The following is a 14,944-nucleotide window of genomic DNA, read 5'->3' as shown; positions in this document are numbered from 1 at the left end:
TTTGGACCGGAGCCCCCGTAACGCCGGGCTTTCGGGCCCTGTCGAGTTAAGCTTTCTTAACCCTGCGCGCTTACCAATCGGAAACCATAATCATCGAACCCACCCCGCGGGGGCGACTTTGCGCGCGTTTCTTTCCATTGTTATTGCCATCTGTCTGGCAGCCCTGACGGGCTGCGCCAACCCACCGAAGGTCGACGAACGCTTCGTCGCCGCGCTGAACGCGCCGTACCGGCTGGATTCGGGCGACACGCTGCGCATCATGGTGTTCGATCAGCCCACGCTGTCCAATACCTATACGGTCGACAATGCCGGCAACATCTCGATGCCGCTGATCGGCGACGTCACGGCGCGCGGCCTGACACCCCAGGACCTACAGTCCTCGCTGACCAGCAAGCTGAGCGCCGGGTTCCTCCGCAATCCGTCGGTGTCGGTCCAGGTCGACGCCTACCGGCCGTTCTTTATCCTCGGCGAAGTCGGCAATCCCGGGCAGTTCCCCTATGTCGCCGGCCTGACGGCGCGCAACGCCATCGCCATCGGCGGCGGTTTCACCGCGCGCGCCAACCAGACCATGGTGGAAATCTCGCGCAACTATAACGGCACCCTGGTGCAGGCCCGCGTGCCGTTGGATCATCCGATCCGTCCCGGCGACACCGTCCAGGTCCTCGAGCGCTGGTTCTGACGGCGTCGATGGCCATCGGACCGCTGCGGATCGTCCATTGCCTGCGCGCCCCGGTCGGCGGGCTGTTCAGACATGTTTGCGACCTCGCCGAGGCCCAGGCCGAACGGGGGCACCTGGTCGGGCTGATCGCCGATGCGACCACCGGCGGCGCGGCGGCCACGGCGCGCTTCGAACGGCTGGAGCAAGTCTGCAAGCTGGGAATCACGCGGTTCCCCATGTCGCGGCTGCCCGGCCCCGGCGATCTCGCGGTGGCGCGCCGCATCGGCAGGCTGGCGGCGGAGCTGAAGCCGGACGTCCTGCACGGCCATGGCGCCAAGGGCGGCGCCTACGCACGAATCGCCGGCACGCGACTGAGACAAAGCGGGGCCAGGCCGATACGCGCCTACACGCCGCACGGCGGCAGCCTGCATTACGGCAAGCTCTCGCCTGCCGGTTTCGTGTTCCTGGCGGTCGAGCGCCACCTCGCCTCGCGCACGGACGTGTTCCTGTTCGAAAGCGAATACGGGCTCAGGACCTTCTCCGAGAAGGTCTGCCCGCCGCCGGGCATCGTGCGGGTGGTGCATAACGGCCTCGCGCCGGACGAGTTCACGCCCGTCGTTGCAGCGGACGACGCCGCCGATTTCGTGTTCATCGGAGAACTTCGCGCCCTGAAGGGCATCGACACGCTTCTCGAAGCGCTGGCACGGCTCGCGCCCGGCAGCGACGGACCGACGGCCGTCATCGTCGGGGCCGGCGCGGACGGGGACAAGCTGCGCATGGCGGCGGAAACCCTCGGGCTTGGCGCGCGCGTGCGATTTCCCGGCGCCATGCCGGCGCGCGAGGCGTTCCGGCTCGGGCGCTGCGTCGTGGTGCCGTCGCGGGCCGAATCCCTGCCCTATGTCGTACTCGAGGCCGCCGCCGCCCGCCTGCCGATCGTCGCCACCAATGTCGGCGGCATACCGGAGATCTTCGGCGCCCAGGCCGACCGGCTCGTCCCGCCGGACGATCCCGAACGGCTCGCCGCGGCGATGGGCCGTATCCTGAGCGATCGGAACCGGGCGGACGACGACGCCAGGGCCTTGTCCGAGGACGTCGCGGGGCGGTTTTCGCTTGCCGGAATGACCGACGCGATCCTGGAGGCTTACGTTACGGAGACGTGACTTTTTCGATTAAATCTTCCTAGACACTTTCGCGCTAGGAGGGGGGCAAGGTGCAAAAATCCCTCCGGCACGGACGTTTAAGTAATGAGTTCTTCGAGTACCAGGCCGATTGGCGCGCCGACCTCCGGCGCGGACGCTCCGTCCATGGAGGCGGATGCCAGCGGCAAGGCAAACGGGTCATCGACCAGGACAGGCAACAGAGCGCCGAAGCCGCTCAGCGCCGAAGCGATCAGGGTCGCGGAAGAGCGCGTCGACCCGGCCATATCGACCATCGTCATCACGGGTGTCGCCCGCGTCGTCGAATTCTTGCTGATCATCGCCGTCGGCTTCGCCGCCCAGCTCCTGTACGTCTATCCGGAAGAGGGCATGCCCGCTCTCTATCCGCTGGCGATCCTGCTCGGCGCCGGGCTGTCGATCATGGCGTTCCAGGCGGTCGACATCTACACGCCGCAGGCGCTTCGGACGTTCCTGCGCCAGAACAGCCGGCTTCTGGTCGGCTGGGTCGGCGTCTTCGCCGTCCTGGCGCTGATCGCCTTCTTCCTCAAGCTCGGCGACTCGTTCTCGCGCGTCTGGCTGGGCCTGTGGTTCTCGGTCGGTTTCCTGTCGCTCGCCCTGTTCCGTGTCGGGCTTGCCCTCCTGGTGCGGCACTGGACGCGCAGCGGCCGGCTGGAGCGGCGCGCTGTGATCGTCGGCGGCGGCGAGCCCGCCGCCAAGCTGATCGAAGCGCTGAATGCGTCTCCCGATTCCGACATCCGGATCTGCGGCATCTTCGACGACCGAAGCGACGACCGCTCGCCGGCGGTGGTTCGCGGCTATCCGAAGCTCGGCACCGTCGGCCAACTCGTCGAGTTCGCCCGCCGGACGCGCGTCGACCTTCTGATCGTGGCGCTGCCGATCAGCGCGGAGAAGCGCGTGCTCGAGATGCTGCGGACGCTCTGGGTGCTGCCGGTCGACATCCGGCTGAGCGCACACACCAACCAGCTCCGCTTCCGGCCGCGCTCCTACTCCTACATCGGCAACGTTCCCTTCATCGACGTATTCGACAAGCCGATCGCCGATTGGGACTACGTGCTCAAGTGGCTGTTCGACCGCGTGATCGGCACGATCCTGCTGATCCTGGCCCTGCCGGTGATGGCGTTGGTCGCGCTCGCCATCAAGCTCGACAGCCCGGGCCCGGCGCTGTTCCGCCAGAAGCGCTACGGCTTCAACAACGAGCTGATCGAGGTCTTCAAGTTCCGCTCGATGTACACCGAGCAGTGCGATCCCACGGCGATCAAGCTCGTCAGCAAGGGCGATCCGCGCGTGACCCGCGTCGGCCGCTTCATCCGCAAGACCAGCCTCGACGAGCTGCCGCAGCTCTTCAACGTGCTGCGCGGCGGGCTGTCGCTCGTCGGCCCACGCCCGCACGCGCTGCATGCCAAGGCCGCCGACGAACTCTATGACACGGTCGTCGACGGCTATTTCGCGCGCCACCGGGTCAAGCCCGGCATCACCGGCTGGGCCCAGGTCAACGGCTGGCGCGGCGAGACCGACACGTCGGAGAAGATCCAACAGCGCGTCAAGTTCGACCTCGACTACATCGAGAACTGGTCGGTGCTGTTCGACCTCTACATCCTGCTGCTGACGCCCTACTCGCTGCTGACCAAGAAGGAAGGCGCGTATTGACGGCACCGGCCGGCCATACGGCGCCGGTCACCGAGGCGCGGACCGATCGCTGGGAAAGGCGCGACAGGCTGCTGGTGCGCCCCATCCTGTGGGGAACGATCGCGTCGAGCTTTCTCGTTCTCTTCGAACCGTCGCCCTACGAGTTCACGTTCCTGGTGCTGTGCTGGGCGGTGCTGGTGCGCGGCGTGTCGTTCCCGCGGTTGCTGGCGCCGGCGTTCCTGTTCCTGGTCGTGGTGTTTTCCATCGGCGGAATCACGTCGGTGATCCAGGTCGCCCATGACACGGCCGCGATCCGCTACGTGGCGATCTCGATCTACCTGGCGATCACCACGATCATCTTCGCCACGCTCGTCAGTGAGGACCCGGTGGGCCGGATGGCGATCATCCGCAACGCCTATATCGTCGCCGCCGTCTGCGCGGCGACCGCGGGCATCGTCGGCTATTTCGACATCGGCGGCACCCGCGACGTGTTCACGCTCTACAATCGGGCGCGCGGAACGTTCAAGGATCCGAACGTCTACGGTCCGTTCCTGATCTTTCCGGCGCTGCTGCTCGTTCAGGACCTGCTCACCCGAAACGGCAAGCGCCTCGTCTTCGCCGCGCTGCCGCTCGCGGTGATCCTGATCGGCCTGCTATTGTCGTTCTCGCGCGCGGCCTGGGGCCACTTCATCGTCTCTAGCCTGATCATGGCAGGGCTGATGTTCCTGTTCGCGCCCTCGCCGCGCTTTCGCATCCGCATGGGAATCGGCGCCATAGCCGGCGTGATGATCTTCGCCGGCCTGATCGTCGCGATCATCGCCGTACCCCAGGTCGGTAAGGTGTTCGAGGTACGCGCCGACCTGAGTCAGAGCTACGACGTCGGCGAAACCGGCCGCTTCGCCACCCAGGCGCGCTCGTTGCCCGACGTCATCGCGCGGCCGTTCGGGCTGGGCCCGTTCGCGTATTCGAAGCGGTACAAGCAGGATCCGCACAACGTCTACCTGAACTCGGTCGCGTCGTACGGGTGGATCGGCGCGCTCGGCTACATCACCTTCGTGGTGCTGACCTGGCTGGTCGGCATCCGCTTCGCCTTCGTGCGCACACCGTGGCAGCCCTACCACTTCGCCGCGCTGGCGACCTTCCTCCCGCTATCGCTGCAAGGCTTCATCATCGACACCGACCACTGGCGGCACTTCTTCCTGATCGCCGGGCTGCTGTGGGGCATGTCGGCCGCGGCCCTGCCGTATCGGCAGGCCGCGATCGGCGCCCGGCCGGGCTACTTGCGTGCGGCGATATAGGCGTAGCTGGTCAGGAAGCGCCAGTCGCGCGCGGCCGCGACGCGGTTCATCAGGTTGTCGATCTGTCGGACAACGGGAATGCGCTCGAAATAGTCGTGGTAGTAGAACGGCACAACGACCGCCTCGCGGAAGCCAACCTCTTCCAGCATGGGCCGGAGCTTCTTCTCGCTGCCGAAAGTCCAATCGTAGTAGGCGGGAAACTTCGGATCCTCGTCGTCGGTGCGATGCGGGTAGAGCATCTTGACGATCTTCTGCGACACCCATTCGGGGATCGCCATGTTGGCCACGTAGGGCAGCGCGTAGAGCGTCGGCACGAAGGCGATGGCGACGCCGCCGGGGGCCAGGATCTCGTTGAGGTTGGACCACGCGCGGCGGCCGTCCTTGACGTGCTCGAACACCATCCGCGAGAAGGCGAGATCGTAGGATCCGCGCTGCACGCCGGTGTCGGTCAGATCGCCGGCTATATCGAAACGGGCCTTCGCGAATTCCTCTGGACCGTTGTCCAGTTCCTCCTGCGAGATGTCGTTGATCGTCAGCTCGATTCCGAGCGCGGCCGCCTCATCGGGCGTGAACAAGGGATCGCGGCCGCCGCCGATCTCGACCAGCCGGCGCAGCCCGAACGCGCGGGACAGGGCCTCGATCGTCGGCTTGTAGTTGTCCCAGGCCCACTCGGAGCGGACATCGGGATCGAGCCTGGCAAAGAACCCGCCCAGCGACGTCTCGTCCCCTGCGGCGCGGCCGGCGGACAGCCGTGTCGCGGCGATCGGTTCCACATGCGTCATGGTATCGGGTCCTTGGTTGGGCACCGTTCACGGCGCGGCCTCATCTCAACGTGACCCTACGCAGATACACCGGCGACAACTAACAGATTGCAAACGCTTGGTTAATCGACGCGAAACCGGTGCTCGTCCGCGCCTGAACGCGAACCAAAGGCTGAACTTAACGTGGGTGATTTCGTAGGTGGATTGCAGGGCTATAGGCGCTGATGTTCGCCTTTCGCATCTCCTAAGAGATGCCTGCTCGCCAAAACCAATGGATTGGAAAAACCAAGGGAAGAAAAGGGTTTGATGGTCGGAGCGGGGAGATTTGAACTCCCGACCCCTTGTCCCCCAGACAAGTGCGCTAACCGGGCTGCGCTACGCTCCGACTGCCATCAAGGCCCTGCCCTTCTAGCGGTTCGCGACGCTTGCCTCAAGCCCGTCTCGCGATGCAAGGCCTCGCAATACACAGATGACGGTCTTCCAGGCTGCTTTCAAGCGTGCGGATTGGCCAAGCGGCACGTGCGACGCTAGGCTCGAACGCACGCAACGACGGGAGAACGCCGATGACCGATCACCCGCACCACCTCTATTCCGCCTGGGAGGACGCAATCAAAGGCCTCGACGAGGCCGTCGAGGCGTTCCGCACCGCCGTTGGCGGAATACCGGGCGATCTCGACGACAAGGATATCGCCGTTCTTGCCGGCGAAGTGTCGAAGCGCAAGAAGGCGGCGTACGAAGCGTGGGAAACCTATGTCAACGCCGCCGGATTCGGACGGATCTGAGATCCCGGCGGCACACGATCAGGTCGCCGATTCGAGAAGACGCTTGCATTCGATCAGCTCGAACAGCGCCGCCTTGAGCTGACGGATCTCCTCCGGGGCCAGGCCGGCGCGGGGCGCAGGCGCCGCGGGCGCGGAGGCGGGGTCGCCCGCGCGGGGCTGCGGTGCCGCGGCCGGCGGCGCCTGCGGCGGTGCGGGCGCGCGGGGCTCGGCAGAGGCGGTCTGGGCCACTGGAGGCTGGGCTACTGGAGGCTGCACCGGGGGCCGCGGCGCCGGGCGCGGCCGCTCCACGGGTTCCGGTTCGGGCAATGCGTCAACCGGCGCCTGCGGCGGGGTCGCCTCCGCCGACTCGGCCTCGCCGATCTCCCAGATCGACGCGACGTGGCGGACGCCCTGCTCCTTCAGAATCCGCTGGACACCCTTGATGGTGTAGCCCTCGCCATAGAGGAGATGGCGAATGCCCTTCAGCAGATTGACGTCCTCGGGACGATAGTAGCGCCGGCCGCCGCCGCGCTTCATCGGCTTGATCTGCGCGAAGCGGGTCTCCCAGAAGCGCAGGACGTGCTGCGGCACGTCCAGCTCCTCGGCCACTTCGCTGATCGTGCGGAAGGCCTCGGGCGACTTTTCGGTCATGTCGGGATCCGGCTCAGTCCGCTGTGTCGGATATGTCGGATATGTCGGCGCCGTTGTTGATGCGCTGCTTCAGGACGGCACTCGGCTTGAAGACGAGGACGCGCCGCGGCTCGATCGGCACTTCCTCGCCGGTCTTGGGATTGCGGCCGATGCGCTCGCCTTTCGCGCGCACGACAAAGGAGCCGAACGAAGACAGCTTCACCGTCTCCCCCTGCTCCAGGCAATCGGCGATCTCTGAGAGCACCAATTCGACCAAATCGGCCGATTCCGTCCGCGAAAGGCCTACCGTCTGATAGACCGCCTCGCAGAGATCCGCTCTCGTGACCGTCTTTTCCCCCATCTGCGTACGCTCCACATAACCGCCGCCGCGTCGGCTACGTCCCTGAACCGAAAACGCTATTAGCTCTAACGGCGCGGGTCAACCAACACAATCGGCAAAGTATCTTGCTGCGTCACCAGCGCAACAGTGCCGCACCCCAGGTCAAGCCGCCGCCCATCGCCTCGAGCATGACAAGTTGACCCTGTTTCAGACGTCCATCGCGTTTGGCAATGTCGAGCGCCAGCGGAATCGAGGCCGCCGACGTGTTGCCGTGCTTGTCGACCGTGATGACGACCTTGTCCTCCGGCCAACCGAATTTCCGGGCCGTCGCATCGATGATGCGCTTGTTGGCCTGGTGCGGCACGAACCAGTCGATGTCCTGCGCCGCCTTGCCAGCGTCGGACAGGGCGCCGTCGATCACGTCCGAGACCATGCCGACGGCATGGCGGAACACCTCGCGGCCCTGCATGCGCAGATGGCCCACGGTTCCCGTCGACGACGGACCGCCGTCGACATAGAGCTTGTCCTTGTGGCGACCGTCGGAGCGCAGGCGCACCGACAGGACGCCGCGCCCGTCCGGATTGGCGTCGTCCTCGACCGCCTCGAGGACGATGGCGCCGGCGCCGTCGCCGAAGAGGACGCAGGTGGTGCGGTCTTCCCAGTCGAGGATTCGCGAAAAGGTCTCCGCCCCGATCACCAGCGCCTTGCGGGCATTGCCGGCGCGCAGCATCGCATCGGCGGTGGCCACGGCATAGACGAAGCCGGAGCAGACGGCGTGCACGTCGAAAGCCGACCCGTGCTCGATGCCGAGATTCGCCTGCACCGTGACCGCGGTCGCGGGAAAGGTGTTGTCGGGCGTGGCGGTCGCCAGCACGATCATGTCGATCTCGCCGGGCGCGATCCCCGCATCGTCGAGCGCCGCGCGCGCGGCATGGGTGGCGAGGTCGGAGGTGACTTCGCCGTCAGCCGCGATGTGGCGCTCGCGAATGCCGCTGCGCTGGACGATCCATTCGTCCGAAGTGTCCACCATGCGCGATAGCTCATCGTTGGTCATCACGCGCGCCGGGAGATAGGACCCGGTGCCGCGCACCACGCTACGCAAGACTTTCACGAATCGACCACCTCGGCTTGTTCTGCAGCGACGACGGCCCTGTCGCGGTCGTAGTGACCGAGGCCGTCCTCGATTTTCTTCATAAGTCCGTTCCGGGACAGGTGATAGCCCAGCGCGACGGCGGCGGAATAGCCCTCCGCGTCGGTACCGCCGTGGCTCTTGATGACCATGCCGTTGAGCCCGAGGAAGACACCGCCGTTCGACTTGCGCGGGTCCATCTTTTCCTTGAGCGTGTCGAAGGCCGCCTTGGCGAACAGGAAACCGATCCGGCTCAACAGGCTGCGGCGCATGCCCTGGCGCAGGTACTCGGCGATCTGCTTGGCGGTGCCCTCGGCGGTCTTCAGCGCGATGTTGCCGGTGAAGCCCTCGCAGACCACGACGTCCACGGTGCCCTTGCCGATATCGTCGCCCTCGATGAACCCGGCATAGTCGATCGGGATATTGCCTTCGCGCAGGATCTGGCCGGCGGCGCGGATGTACTCCAGGCCCTTGACCTCCTCGACGCCGATGTTGAGCAGGCCGACCTTCGGGCGGTGGACGCCGAACAGGGCCCGCGCCATCGCCTCGCCCATGACGGAGAAACCGACCAGCTGCTCGGCGTCCGAGCCGATCGTGGCCCCGACGTCGAGGACGATGCTCTCGCCGCGCAGGGTCGGCCAGATCGCCGCCAGGGCCGGGCGTTCTATGCCGGCCATCATCCGCAGGCACAGTTTCGACATGGCCATGAGGGCGCCGGTGTTGCCGGCCGATACCGCGACATCGGCCCTGCCCGCCTTGATGGCCTCGAGCGACAACCACATGCTGGAGCGCCGGCGGCCGTGACGGAGCGCCTGGCTCGGCTTGTCGTCCATGCGCACGGCCACGTCGGTGTGCTCTATGGTCGATACCGCCGCCAGGGCCGGGTGCGCGTCGAGAACCGGACGAATCATGGATTCGTCGCCGAAGAACAGGAACTCGCTGTCGGGATAGCGTTCCCGCGCCAGCGCGCAGCCGGGAATGACTACGGACGGGCCGAAGTCACCACCCATGGCGTCGATCGAGATGCGTACCGGAGAGACCATCAGGCTTTATGCGCGAAGACCGTTTTGCCGGCCACTGCCGGAGCAGCAACCCTCGGCGCAAGAGGCCCCGGACAATAGCGGTTTAGGCCGTTGAAACAACCGCTTTCTTGCCACGCCTTCCATCCCCGGTGGAACCGCTCAGTTCTCATCGTGCTTGTCACGCAGAGCGGCCAGTGAAGCAAATGCGCCACTTTTCGCCTCCTCTTCGTCGTTGCCCGCCTTGTTTCGAAAGATGGCACCCGGTTTCCGCGGATAGGGATCGAGACCGAGCGCGAGATATTCGCTGACCAGGGCGCCGACATCGACGCGGTCGTGAACCAGCGGTTCGACGTCGATATCGTGGATTTCCGCCGCTTCGGCGGTCTCTTCTTCCGGCCTCGGCGCGACATCGGGCGCGAAAAACGATTCCACGTCCTCGTGAACCGGATTCTCGAAGGGCTCCAGCGAGACGACGCAGGTCTGCACGATGCGGGCATCGACGGTGCCGCGCACGGCAAGCCCGCGGCCGCGCCAGTGCGTCACCGTCAAGCGGGCCGACATCGACAGGACCGAGGGGCTGTCGAGATATCGCGCGATCGCGGCACGCTCGTCCTCCGTGGCGTCGATCGTCACCGCCAGGCCACCATCGGGAACCTCGTCGCGCGTAACCACGACGCTTATGGGATACGATTTCGAGGTCATTCTGCCCTTTCCCGATCCTCGACCGCAGACGTCGGGATCGCGGGCCAGTCTATCCGCCCGGCGGCAAGCGCGTCACCGGAAGTTTTCATCAGCGCCTCCGCGCTGGCGACGACATAGGCCGCCATGGCATCGAGGCTGGCCTGCGCGGCCGGTCCCGCGAACAGGTTCCGCTCGAGTGCGGCTTCCAGTCCTTCCGCACCGGCCGCATCCAGGGCCGCGTCGTAGACGCCCGCACGGCCGTAGAATGCCTCCACCATCGAGCGGATGCGCTTGGGCACCGCCATGTCGCTGACGCCCATCTCGCGCAGGTTCCGGTCCATGTCATCAAAAAACAGGTCGATCAGGGCCTGGGCACGCGACCGACCCTCTGCGCCCTCCCCGCGCAGGCGGCGCATGACCAGGACGACATGCAGCACGATCATGTCGAAACGGCCTTCGGCGGTGTCGGCGATGCCGATGCCCTGATAGAATGCCGGCTGCCGCGCCTGTGCCACGATTGCACCATAGAGGCCATAGGGACGGTCGTCCGATCGGATACGTTGGAGCAGCTTACGAAACATGTCCGGCGTCCTTCCGCGCCTCGGGCGCTCGTGTCAACGGGTTGCATTCGGCTGACCTCCGAGCTAGGTCAAACGCCCGCCGCCGGTAATTGCACGGTTGTGCTCCTGGGAACAAGAACACGATGCGACATCCTGAATCTGAACGGTTTCCGACCCGCGCCACACTTCGCGGCCGGCTCCTGATCGGCGCAGCGCTCTGTGCCGCCGTCGTCGGCCTGTCGGCGTGCACCACCTTCACCACCGTCCAGCGGCACGGATACATCGTATCGCAAGACCAGCTCGACCAGGTACCGGTCGGCTCCTCCAAGGAGCAGGTCGACTTCGTGCTCGGTACGCCGTCAACGACCGCGACCTTCGGCAACGAAGTCTACTACTACATCTCGCAGACCACCGAAACGACCGCGTTCCTGGCCCCCAAGACGACCGACCAGGGGATCCTGGCGGTCTACTTCGATGAGGACCGGCGTGTCGAGCGCTTCGCCAATTACGGTCTGGAGGACGGGCGCGTGGTCGACTTCATCGCCCGCAAGACGCCGACGACGGGCGCGGAAGCCTCGTTCCTCAAGCAGATCTTCTCCTCGGCCGTGGGCGAGGAGATCGAATAGCGTCCGGCGGCGCCGGGCCTTCGCCCCTACGCACCCGATCGCGACCCCGATCGCGAAATAAAAAAAAGCCCCGCGGAGGCAACCTCCGCGGGGCTTCGTTTTCGTGTCGGGCCGTCAGTGCGCCAGGACGGCGAGCAGCAGCAGCGCGACGATGTTGGTGATCTTGATCATCGGGTTCACGGCCGGACCGGCAGTGTCCTTGTAGGGATCACCCACCGTGTCGCCCGTCACCGCGGCCTTGTGGGCTTCAGAGCCCTTGCCGCCGTGATGGCCGTCCTCGATGTACTTCTTGGCGTTGTCCCAGGCGCCGCCGCCAGCCGTCATGGAGATGGCGACGAACAGGCCGGTGACGATGACGCCGAGCAGCATGGCGCCGAGCGCCGAGAAGGCGGCCGACTTGCCGGCGATCCAGTCCACCACGAAGAAGACGAACAGGGGCGAGAGCACCGGCAGCATCGAGGGGATGACCATCTCCTTGATGGCAGCCCGGGTCAGAAGGTCGACGGCGGCACCGTAGTCGGGACGCTCCGTGCCCTCCATGATGCCCGGCTTCTCGCGGAACTGACGGCGCACTTCCTCGACGATCGCGCCGCCGGCGCGGCCGACGGCCATCATGCCCATCGAGCCGAACAGGTACGGCAGCAGGCCGCCGAAGAACAGGCCGACGACGACGTACGGGTTCGATAGCGAGAAATCGAGCACAACGCCCTCGAAATACGGGAACTCCGCCGGATTGCCGATGAAGTAGTTCAGGTCCTCCGTATAGGCGGCGAACAGCACCAGCGCGCCGAGGCCGGCAGACCCGATGGCATAGCCCTTGGTCACCGCCTTGGTGGTGTTGCCGACCGCATCGAGCGCGTCCGTGGTCTTGCGCACGTCCTCGGGCAGATCCGCCATCTCGGCAATGCCGCCGGCGTTATCCGTGACCGGGCCGAAGGCATCAAGCGCAACCACCACGCCGGCCAGCGCCAGCATCGTGGTGACCGCGATCGCGATCCCGAACAGGCCGGCCAGCGAATAGGTCACGATGATGCCGGCGATGATGACGATCGCCGGAAGGGCGGTCGCTTCCATCGACACGGCGAGGCCCTGGATCACGTTGGTGCCATGACCGGTGACCGAGGCGTTGGCGATCGACTTCACCGGGCGATAGGTGATGCCGGTGTAGTACTCGGTGATGAAGATGATCAGCGCCGTGACGACGAGGCCGGCGATACCGCACAGGAACAGGTCCATGCCGGTGAAGGACAGGCCGCGGCTCGTCGTCAGCACCGTGTCCATGCCGAAGAAGTACGACGTGATCGGATAGAGCACGATCGCCGACAGGATGCCGGTCCCGATGAAGCCCTTGTAGAGCGCGCCCATGATCGACTGGTTGGAGCCGAGACGGACGAAGAAGGTGCCGATGATCGAGGTCACGACGCAGGCGGCGCCGATGGCCAGCGGATAGAGCATCGAGGCTCCGAGGACCGCGGAGCCAGCAAAGAAGATCGAGGCAAGCACCATGGTGGCCACGACCGTCACCGCGTAGGTCTCGAACAGATCGGCGGCCATGCCGGCACAGTCGCCGACGTTGTCACCGACATTGTCGGCGATGGTGGCGGGATTGCGCGGATCGTCCTCCGGAATGCCGGCTTCGACCTTGCCGACCAGGTCGCCGCCGACGTCGGCCCCCTTGGTGAAGATGCCGCCGCCGAGCCGGGCGAAGATCGAGATCAGCGAGGCGCCGAAACCGAGGGCGACGAGCGCGTTCACGATCGTGCGGTCCTCGAGCGACAATCCCATGACCGAGGTCAGGATCAGGAAGTAGATGGCCACGCCGAGCAGCGCCAGACCGGCGACCAGAAGGCCGGTGACGGCGCCGGAGCGGAACGCGATCGCGAGGCCCGCGGCAAGGCTCTGGCTGGAGGCCTGGGTCGTGCGCACGTTGGCTCGTACCGATACGAGCATGCCGATAAAGCCGGCGAGGCCCGACAAGATCGCCCCGATCGCGAAACCGATCGCGACAGGGATCGAAAGAAGCCAGGCGACGATGACGAAAATGACGATACCGACGATACCGATAGTCGTGTACTGGCGCGTCAGGTAGGCCTGAGCCCCCTCCTGAATGGCACCAGCGATTTCCTGCATGCGCTGATTACCGGCGTCCGCCGCCATGACCGACTGAATAGCCCAAACGCCATAGACGATCGACAGGGCCCCGCAGGCGATAATCACCCAGATAGCCATAGTCATATGCCCAATCCTGTTTGACTGATTGTCTTCGAAGATGAACGGGCGCGCTGCTTCGCCGAATTGCCGTCTGAACTGTACAAAGTCTCCGCCCCCGTGACCTATGGTCGCGGCGACCATTGCCAGAAAAGCGCTGACTTAGCAACCGAGCGGAAGGTCTTACAAAAGCGGAAGGTCTTATAAAACAGACTATGCGGTAGGTCGCCGATCACCGGCCCACCAAAGCCAGGCCAGCGCGACGAAACACAGGGCGACGACTGGAAAGATCACGATATTCAGCGTGTTCCAGCCGTAGGCATTGAGGATCGCCCCGGCGGCGAGCGACGCCACCGCCTGGAAACCGAAGACCAGGAAATCGTTGAGACCCTGCACGCGCGTGCGTTCCTCGGGTTCGTAGGTCTCGGTCAGCATCGCGGTCGCGCCGATGAAACCGAAGTTCCAGCCGACCCCGAGCAGGATCAGCGCCCCCCAGAAATGGGCGAGCGAGATGCCCATGATCGCGACGATGCCGCAGCCGACCAGCAGCAACAGGCCAACCGCGATGACCCTTTCATGGCCGAACCGCGCAATCAGCGTGCCGGTGAAGAAGCTCGGCGCGAACATGGCGATGACGTGCCACTGGATGCCAAGCGTCGCGTCGGTCTGGCTGTGGTCGCAGGCGACCATGGCGAGCGGCGTGGCCGTCATCACCATGCTCATCAGTCCGTAGCTGGCGATCGCGCAGATGACGGCGACGAGGAAACGCGGCTGCGAGACGATCACGCGCATCGGACGGCCGCCATGTGCCGCCTCAGCAACTATCGGCTTGGGGATCCTCAGGAATCCCAGGATGACGATCACCGCGCAGGCCAGCACGATCTGCGCCAGGAAGGCGCCGGCGAAGGGGATCGGCGCCAGCGCGTCCTTTGTGAAGATGACGATCTGGGGACCGATGATACCCGTGATGACGCCACCGGCAAGCACCCAGGAGATCGCCTTTGGCCGGAACGCCGCGCTGGCGGTATCGGCGGCGGCGAACCGGTATTGCTGGACGAACGAGCCGCCCATTCCGGTGAGGGCCGTCCCCATGCACAGGAGCCAGAACTGACCGGAAACGACGGCGTAGGCCGCGGTCGCGCCACCTATCAGGCCGCCGAGCGCGCCGATCTGAAAGCCCGGACGGCGGCCGATCATGCGCATCAGATGCGCGGCCGGAATGGAGCCCATCGCCACGCCGATGATGTAGAAGGCGACCGGAAGCGTGGCCAGCGACTTGTCTTCGCCAAGCAGGTAGAAACCGGCAAGGCTCGACATCGCGACGACGATCGGCGCGGAGGCGCCTCCGACCGCCTGCGCGGCGGCCAGCACCAGCGCGTTGCGCCGCGCCGCACCATCGTCGAACTGGTCCGTGATCGAGATGCTGGTCATGACTTCCCCGGATCGGACACGCAAAACGACACGCC

At 65.7% G+C, this 14,944-nt stretch carries 15 protein-coding genes and 1 tRNA gene; 6 read left to right on the top strand and 10 right to left on the bottom strand.

The window, feature by feature from the left end; translation table 11 throughout:
- Positions 1-118 precede the first annotated feature (118 nt).
- From MUB46_RS14435 to MUB46_RS14420, 4 genes are all read left to right on the top strand, one after another.
- Complete coding sequence (locus MUB46_RS14435; protein WP_261616639.1) at positions 119-679, top strand: polysaccharide biosynthesis/export family protein; 561 nt, start codon at positions 119-121, stop codon at positions 677-679.
- A gap of 8 nt (positions 680-687) precedes the next feature.
- Positions 688-1,818 carry a glycosyltransferase family 4 protein gene (locus tag MUB46_RS14430; protein ID WP_261616638.1) on the top strand — a complete coding sequence of 377 codons (1,131 nt, stop codon included), beginning with the start codon at positions 688-690 and terminating at the stop codon, positions 1,816-1,818.
- Between the two features lie 84 nt (positions 1,819-1,902).
- The gene (locus MUB46_RS14425; RefSeq protein ID WP_261616637.1) at positions 1,903-3,483 is read left to right on the top strand and encodes an undecaprenyl-phosphate glucose phosphotransferase; all 1,581 of its coding nucleotides are present in this window, start codon (positions 1,903-1,905) and stop codon (positions 3,481-3,483) included.
- Positions 3,480-4,760 carry an O-antigen ligase family protein gene (locus MUB46_RS14420; RefSeq protein ID WP_261616636.1) on the top strand — a complete coding sequence of 427 codons (1,281 nt, stop codon included), beginning with the start codon at positions 3,480-3,482 and terminating at the stop codon, positions 4,758-4,760. Before MUB46_RS14425 ends, MUB46_RS14420 begins: the two co-directional genes overlap by 4 nt.
- On the opposite strand, the gene MUB46_RS14415 is transcribed toward MUB46_RS14420, so the two are convergent.
- Together MUB46_RS14415 and MUB46_RS14410 are read right to left on the bottom strand one after the other, a co-directional pair.
- A complete protein-coding gene (locus MUB46_RS14415) occupies positions 4,739-5,542 on the bottom strand; it encodes a class I SAM-dependent methyltransferase (RefSeq protein ID WP_261616635.1) in 804 nt (267 codons plus the stop codon). The two genes, MUB46_RS14420 and MUB46_RS14415, sit on opposite strands and share 22 nt — an antisense overlap.
- A gap of 286 nt (positions 5,543-5,828) precedes the next feature.
- Positions 5,829-5,906 (bottom strand) — tRNA-Pro (locus tag MUB46_RS14410).
- Positions 5,907-6,084: 178 nt separating this feature from the next.
- Between MUB46_RS14410 and MUB46_RS14405 the strand changes: the two genes are divergently transcribed.
- Positions 6,085-6,303 (top strand): hypothetical protein, encoded by a 219-nt coding sequence (locus tag MUB46_RS14405; protein WP_261616634.1) that lies wholly within the window; start codon positions 6,085-6,087, stop codon positions 6,301-6,303.
- A gap of 18 nt (positions 6,304-6,321) precedes the next feature.
- Here the strand turns inward: MUB46_RS14405 and MUB46_RS14400 are convergent, their stop codons facing one another.
- The 6 genes from MUB46_RS14400 to MUB46_RS14375 form a co-directional block, all read right to left on the bottom strand.
- Positions 6,322-6,933 carry a MerR family transcriptional regulator gene (locus tag MUB46_RS14400; RefSeq protein WP_261616633.1) on the bottom strand — a complete coding sequence of 204 codons (612 nt, stop codon included), beginning with the start codon at positions 6,931-6,933 and terminating at the stop codon, positions 6,322-6,324.
- Positions 6,934-6,946: 13 nt separating this feature from the next.
- A complete protein-coding gene (locus MUB46_RS14395; protein WP_261616632.1) occupies positions 6,947-7,273 on the bottom strand; it encodes an integration host factor subunit alpha in 327 nt (108 codons plus the stop codon).
- A gap of 112 nt (positions 7,274-7,385) precedes the next feature.
- The gene (locus MUB46_RS14390; protein WP_261616631.1) at positions 7,386-8,363 is read right to left on the bottom strand and encodes a beta-ketoacyl-ACP synthase III; all 978 of its coding nucleotides are present in this window, start codon (positions 8,361-8,363) and stop codon (positions 7,386-7,388) included.
- Positions 8,360-9,424, bottom strand: coding sequence for a phosphate acyltransferase PlsX (gene plsX, locus MUB46_RS14385; RefSeq protein ID WP_261616630.1), 1,065 nt, complete (start codon positions 9,422-9,424; stop codon positions 8,360-8,362). Before plsX ends, MUB46_RS14390 begins: the two co-directional genes overlap by 4 nt.
- Positions 9,425-9,562: 138 nt before the next feature.
- On the bottom strand, positions 9,563-10,105 hold the full coding sequence (locus MUB46_RS14380; protein WP_261616629.1) for a YceD family protein: 543 nt from the start codon (positions 10,103-10,105) through the stop codon (positions 9,563-9,565).
- Positions 10,102-10,665, bottom strand: a complete 564-nt coding sequence (locus tag MUB46_RS14375; RefSeq protein WP_261616628.1) for a ubiquinol-cytochrome C chaperone family protein — start codon at positions 10,663-10,665, stop codon at positions 10,102-10,104. Before MUB46_RS14375 ends, MUB46_RS14380 begins: the two co-directional genes overlap by 4 nt.
- 122 nt (positions 10,666-10,787) lie before the next feature.
- On the opposite strand from MUB46_RS14375, the gene MUB46_RS14370 reads away from it, so the two are divergent.
- Complete coding sequence (locus MUB46_RS14370; RefSeq protein WP_261616627.1) at positions 10,788-11,270, top strand: outer membrane protein assembly factor BamE; 483 nt, start codon at positions 10,788-10,790, stop codon at positions 11,268-11,270.
- Positions 11,271-11,384: 114 nt separating this feature from the next.
- Here MUB46_RS14370 and MUB46_RS14365 read toward each other — a convergent pair whose 3' ends face one another.
- Together MUB46_RS14365 and MUB46_RS14360 are read right to left on the bottom strand one after the other, a co-directional pair.
- Positions 11,385-13,505, bottom strand: a complete 2,121-nt coding sequence (locus tag MUB46_RS14365) for a sodium-translocating pyrophosphatase (protein WP_261616626.1) — start codon at positions 13,503-13,505, stop codon at positions 11,385-11,387.
- Between the two features lie 186 nt (positions 13,506-13,691).
- Positions 13,692-14,909 (bottom strand): MFS transporter, encoded by a 1,218-nt coding sequence (locus MUB46_RS14360; RefSeq protein WP_261616625.1) that lies wholly within the window; start codon positions 14,907-14,909, stop codon positions 13,692-13,694.
- Between the last annotated feature and the right edge of the window lie 35 nt (positions 14,910-14,944).

The sequence above is a fragment of the Microbaculum marinisediminis genome, from assembly GCF_025397915.1.
GTDB lineage: Bacteria > Pseudomonadota > Alphaproteobacteria > Rhizobiales > Tepidamorphaceae > Microbaculum > Microbaculum marinisediminis.
This window is presented reverse-complemented; position numbering and strand designations above follow the sequence as displayed.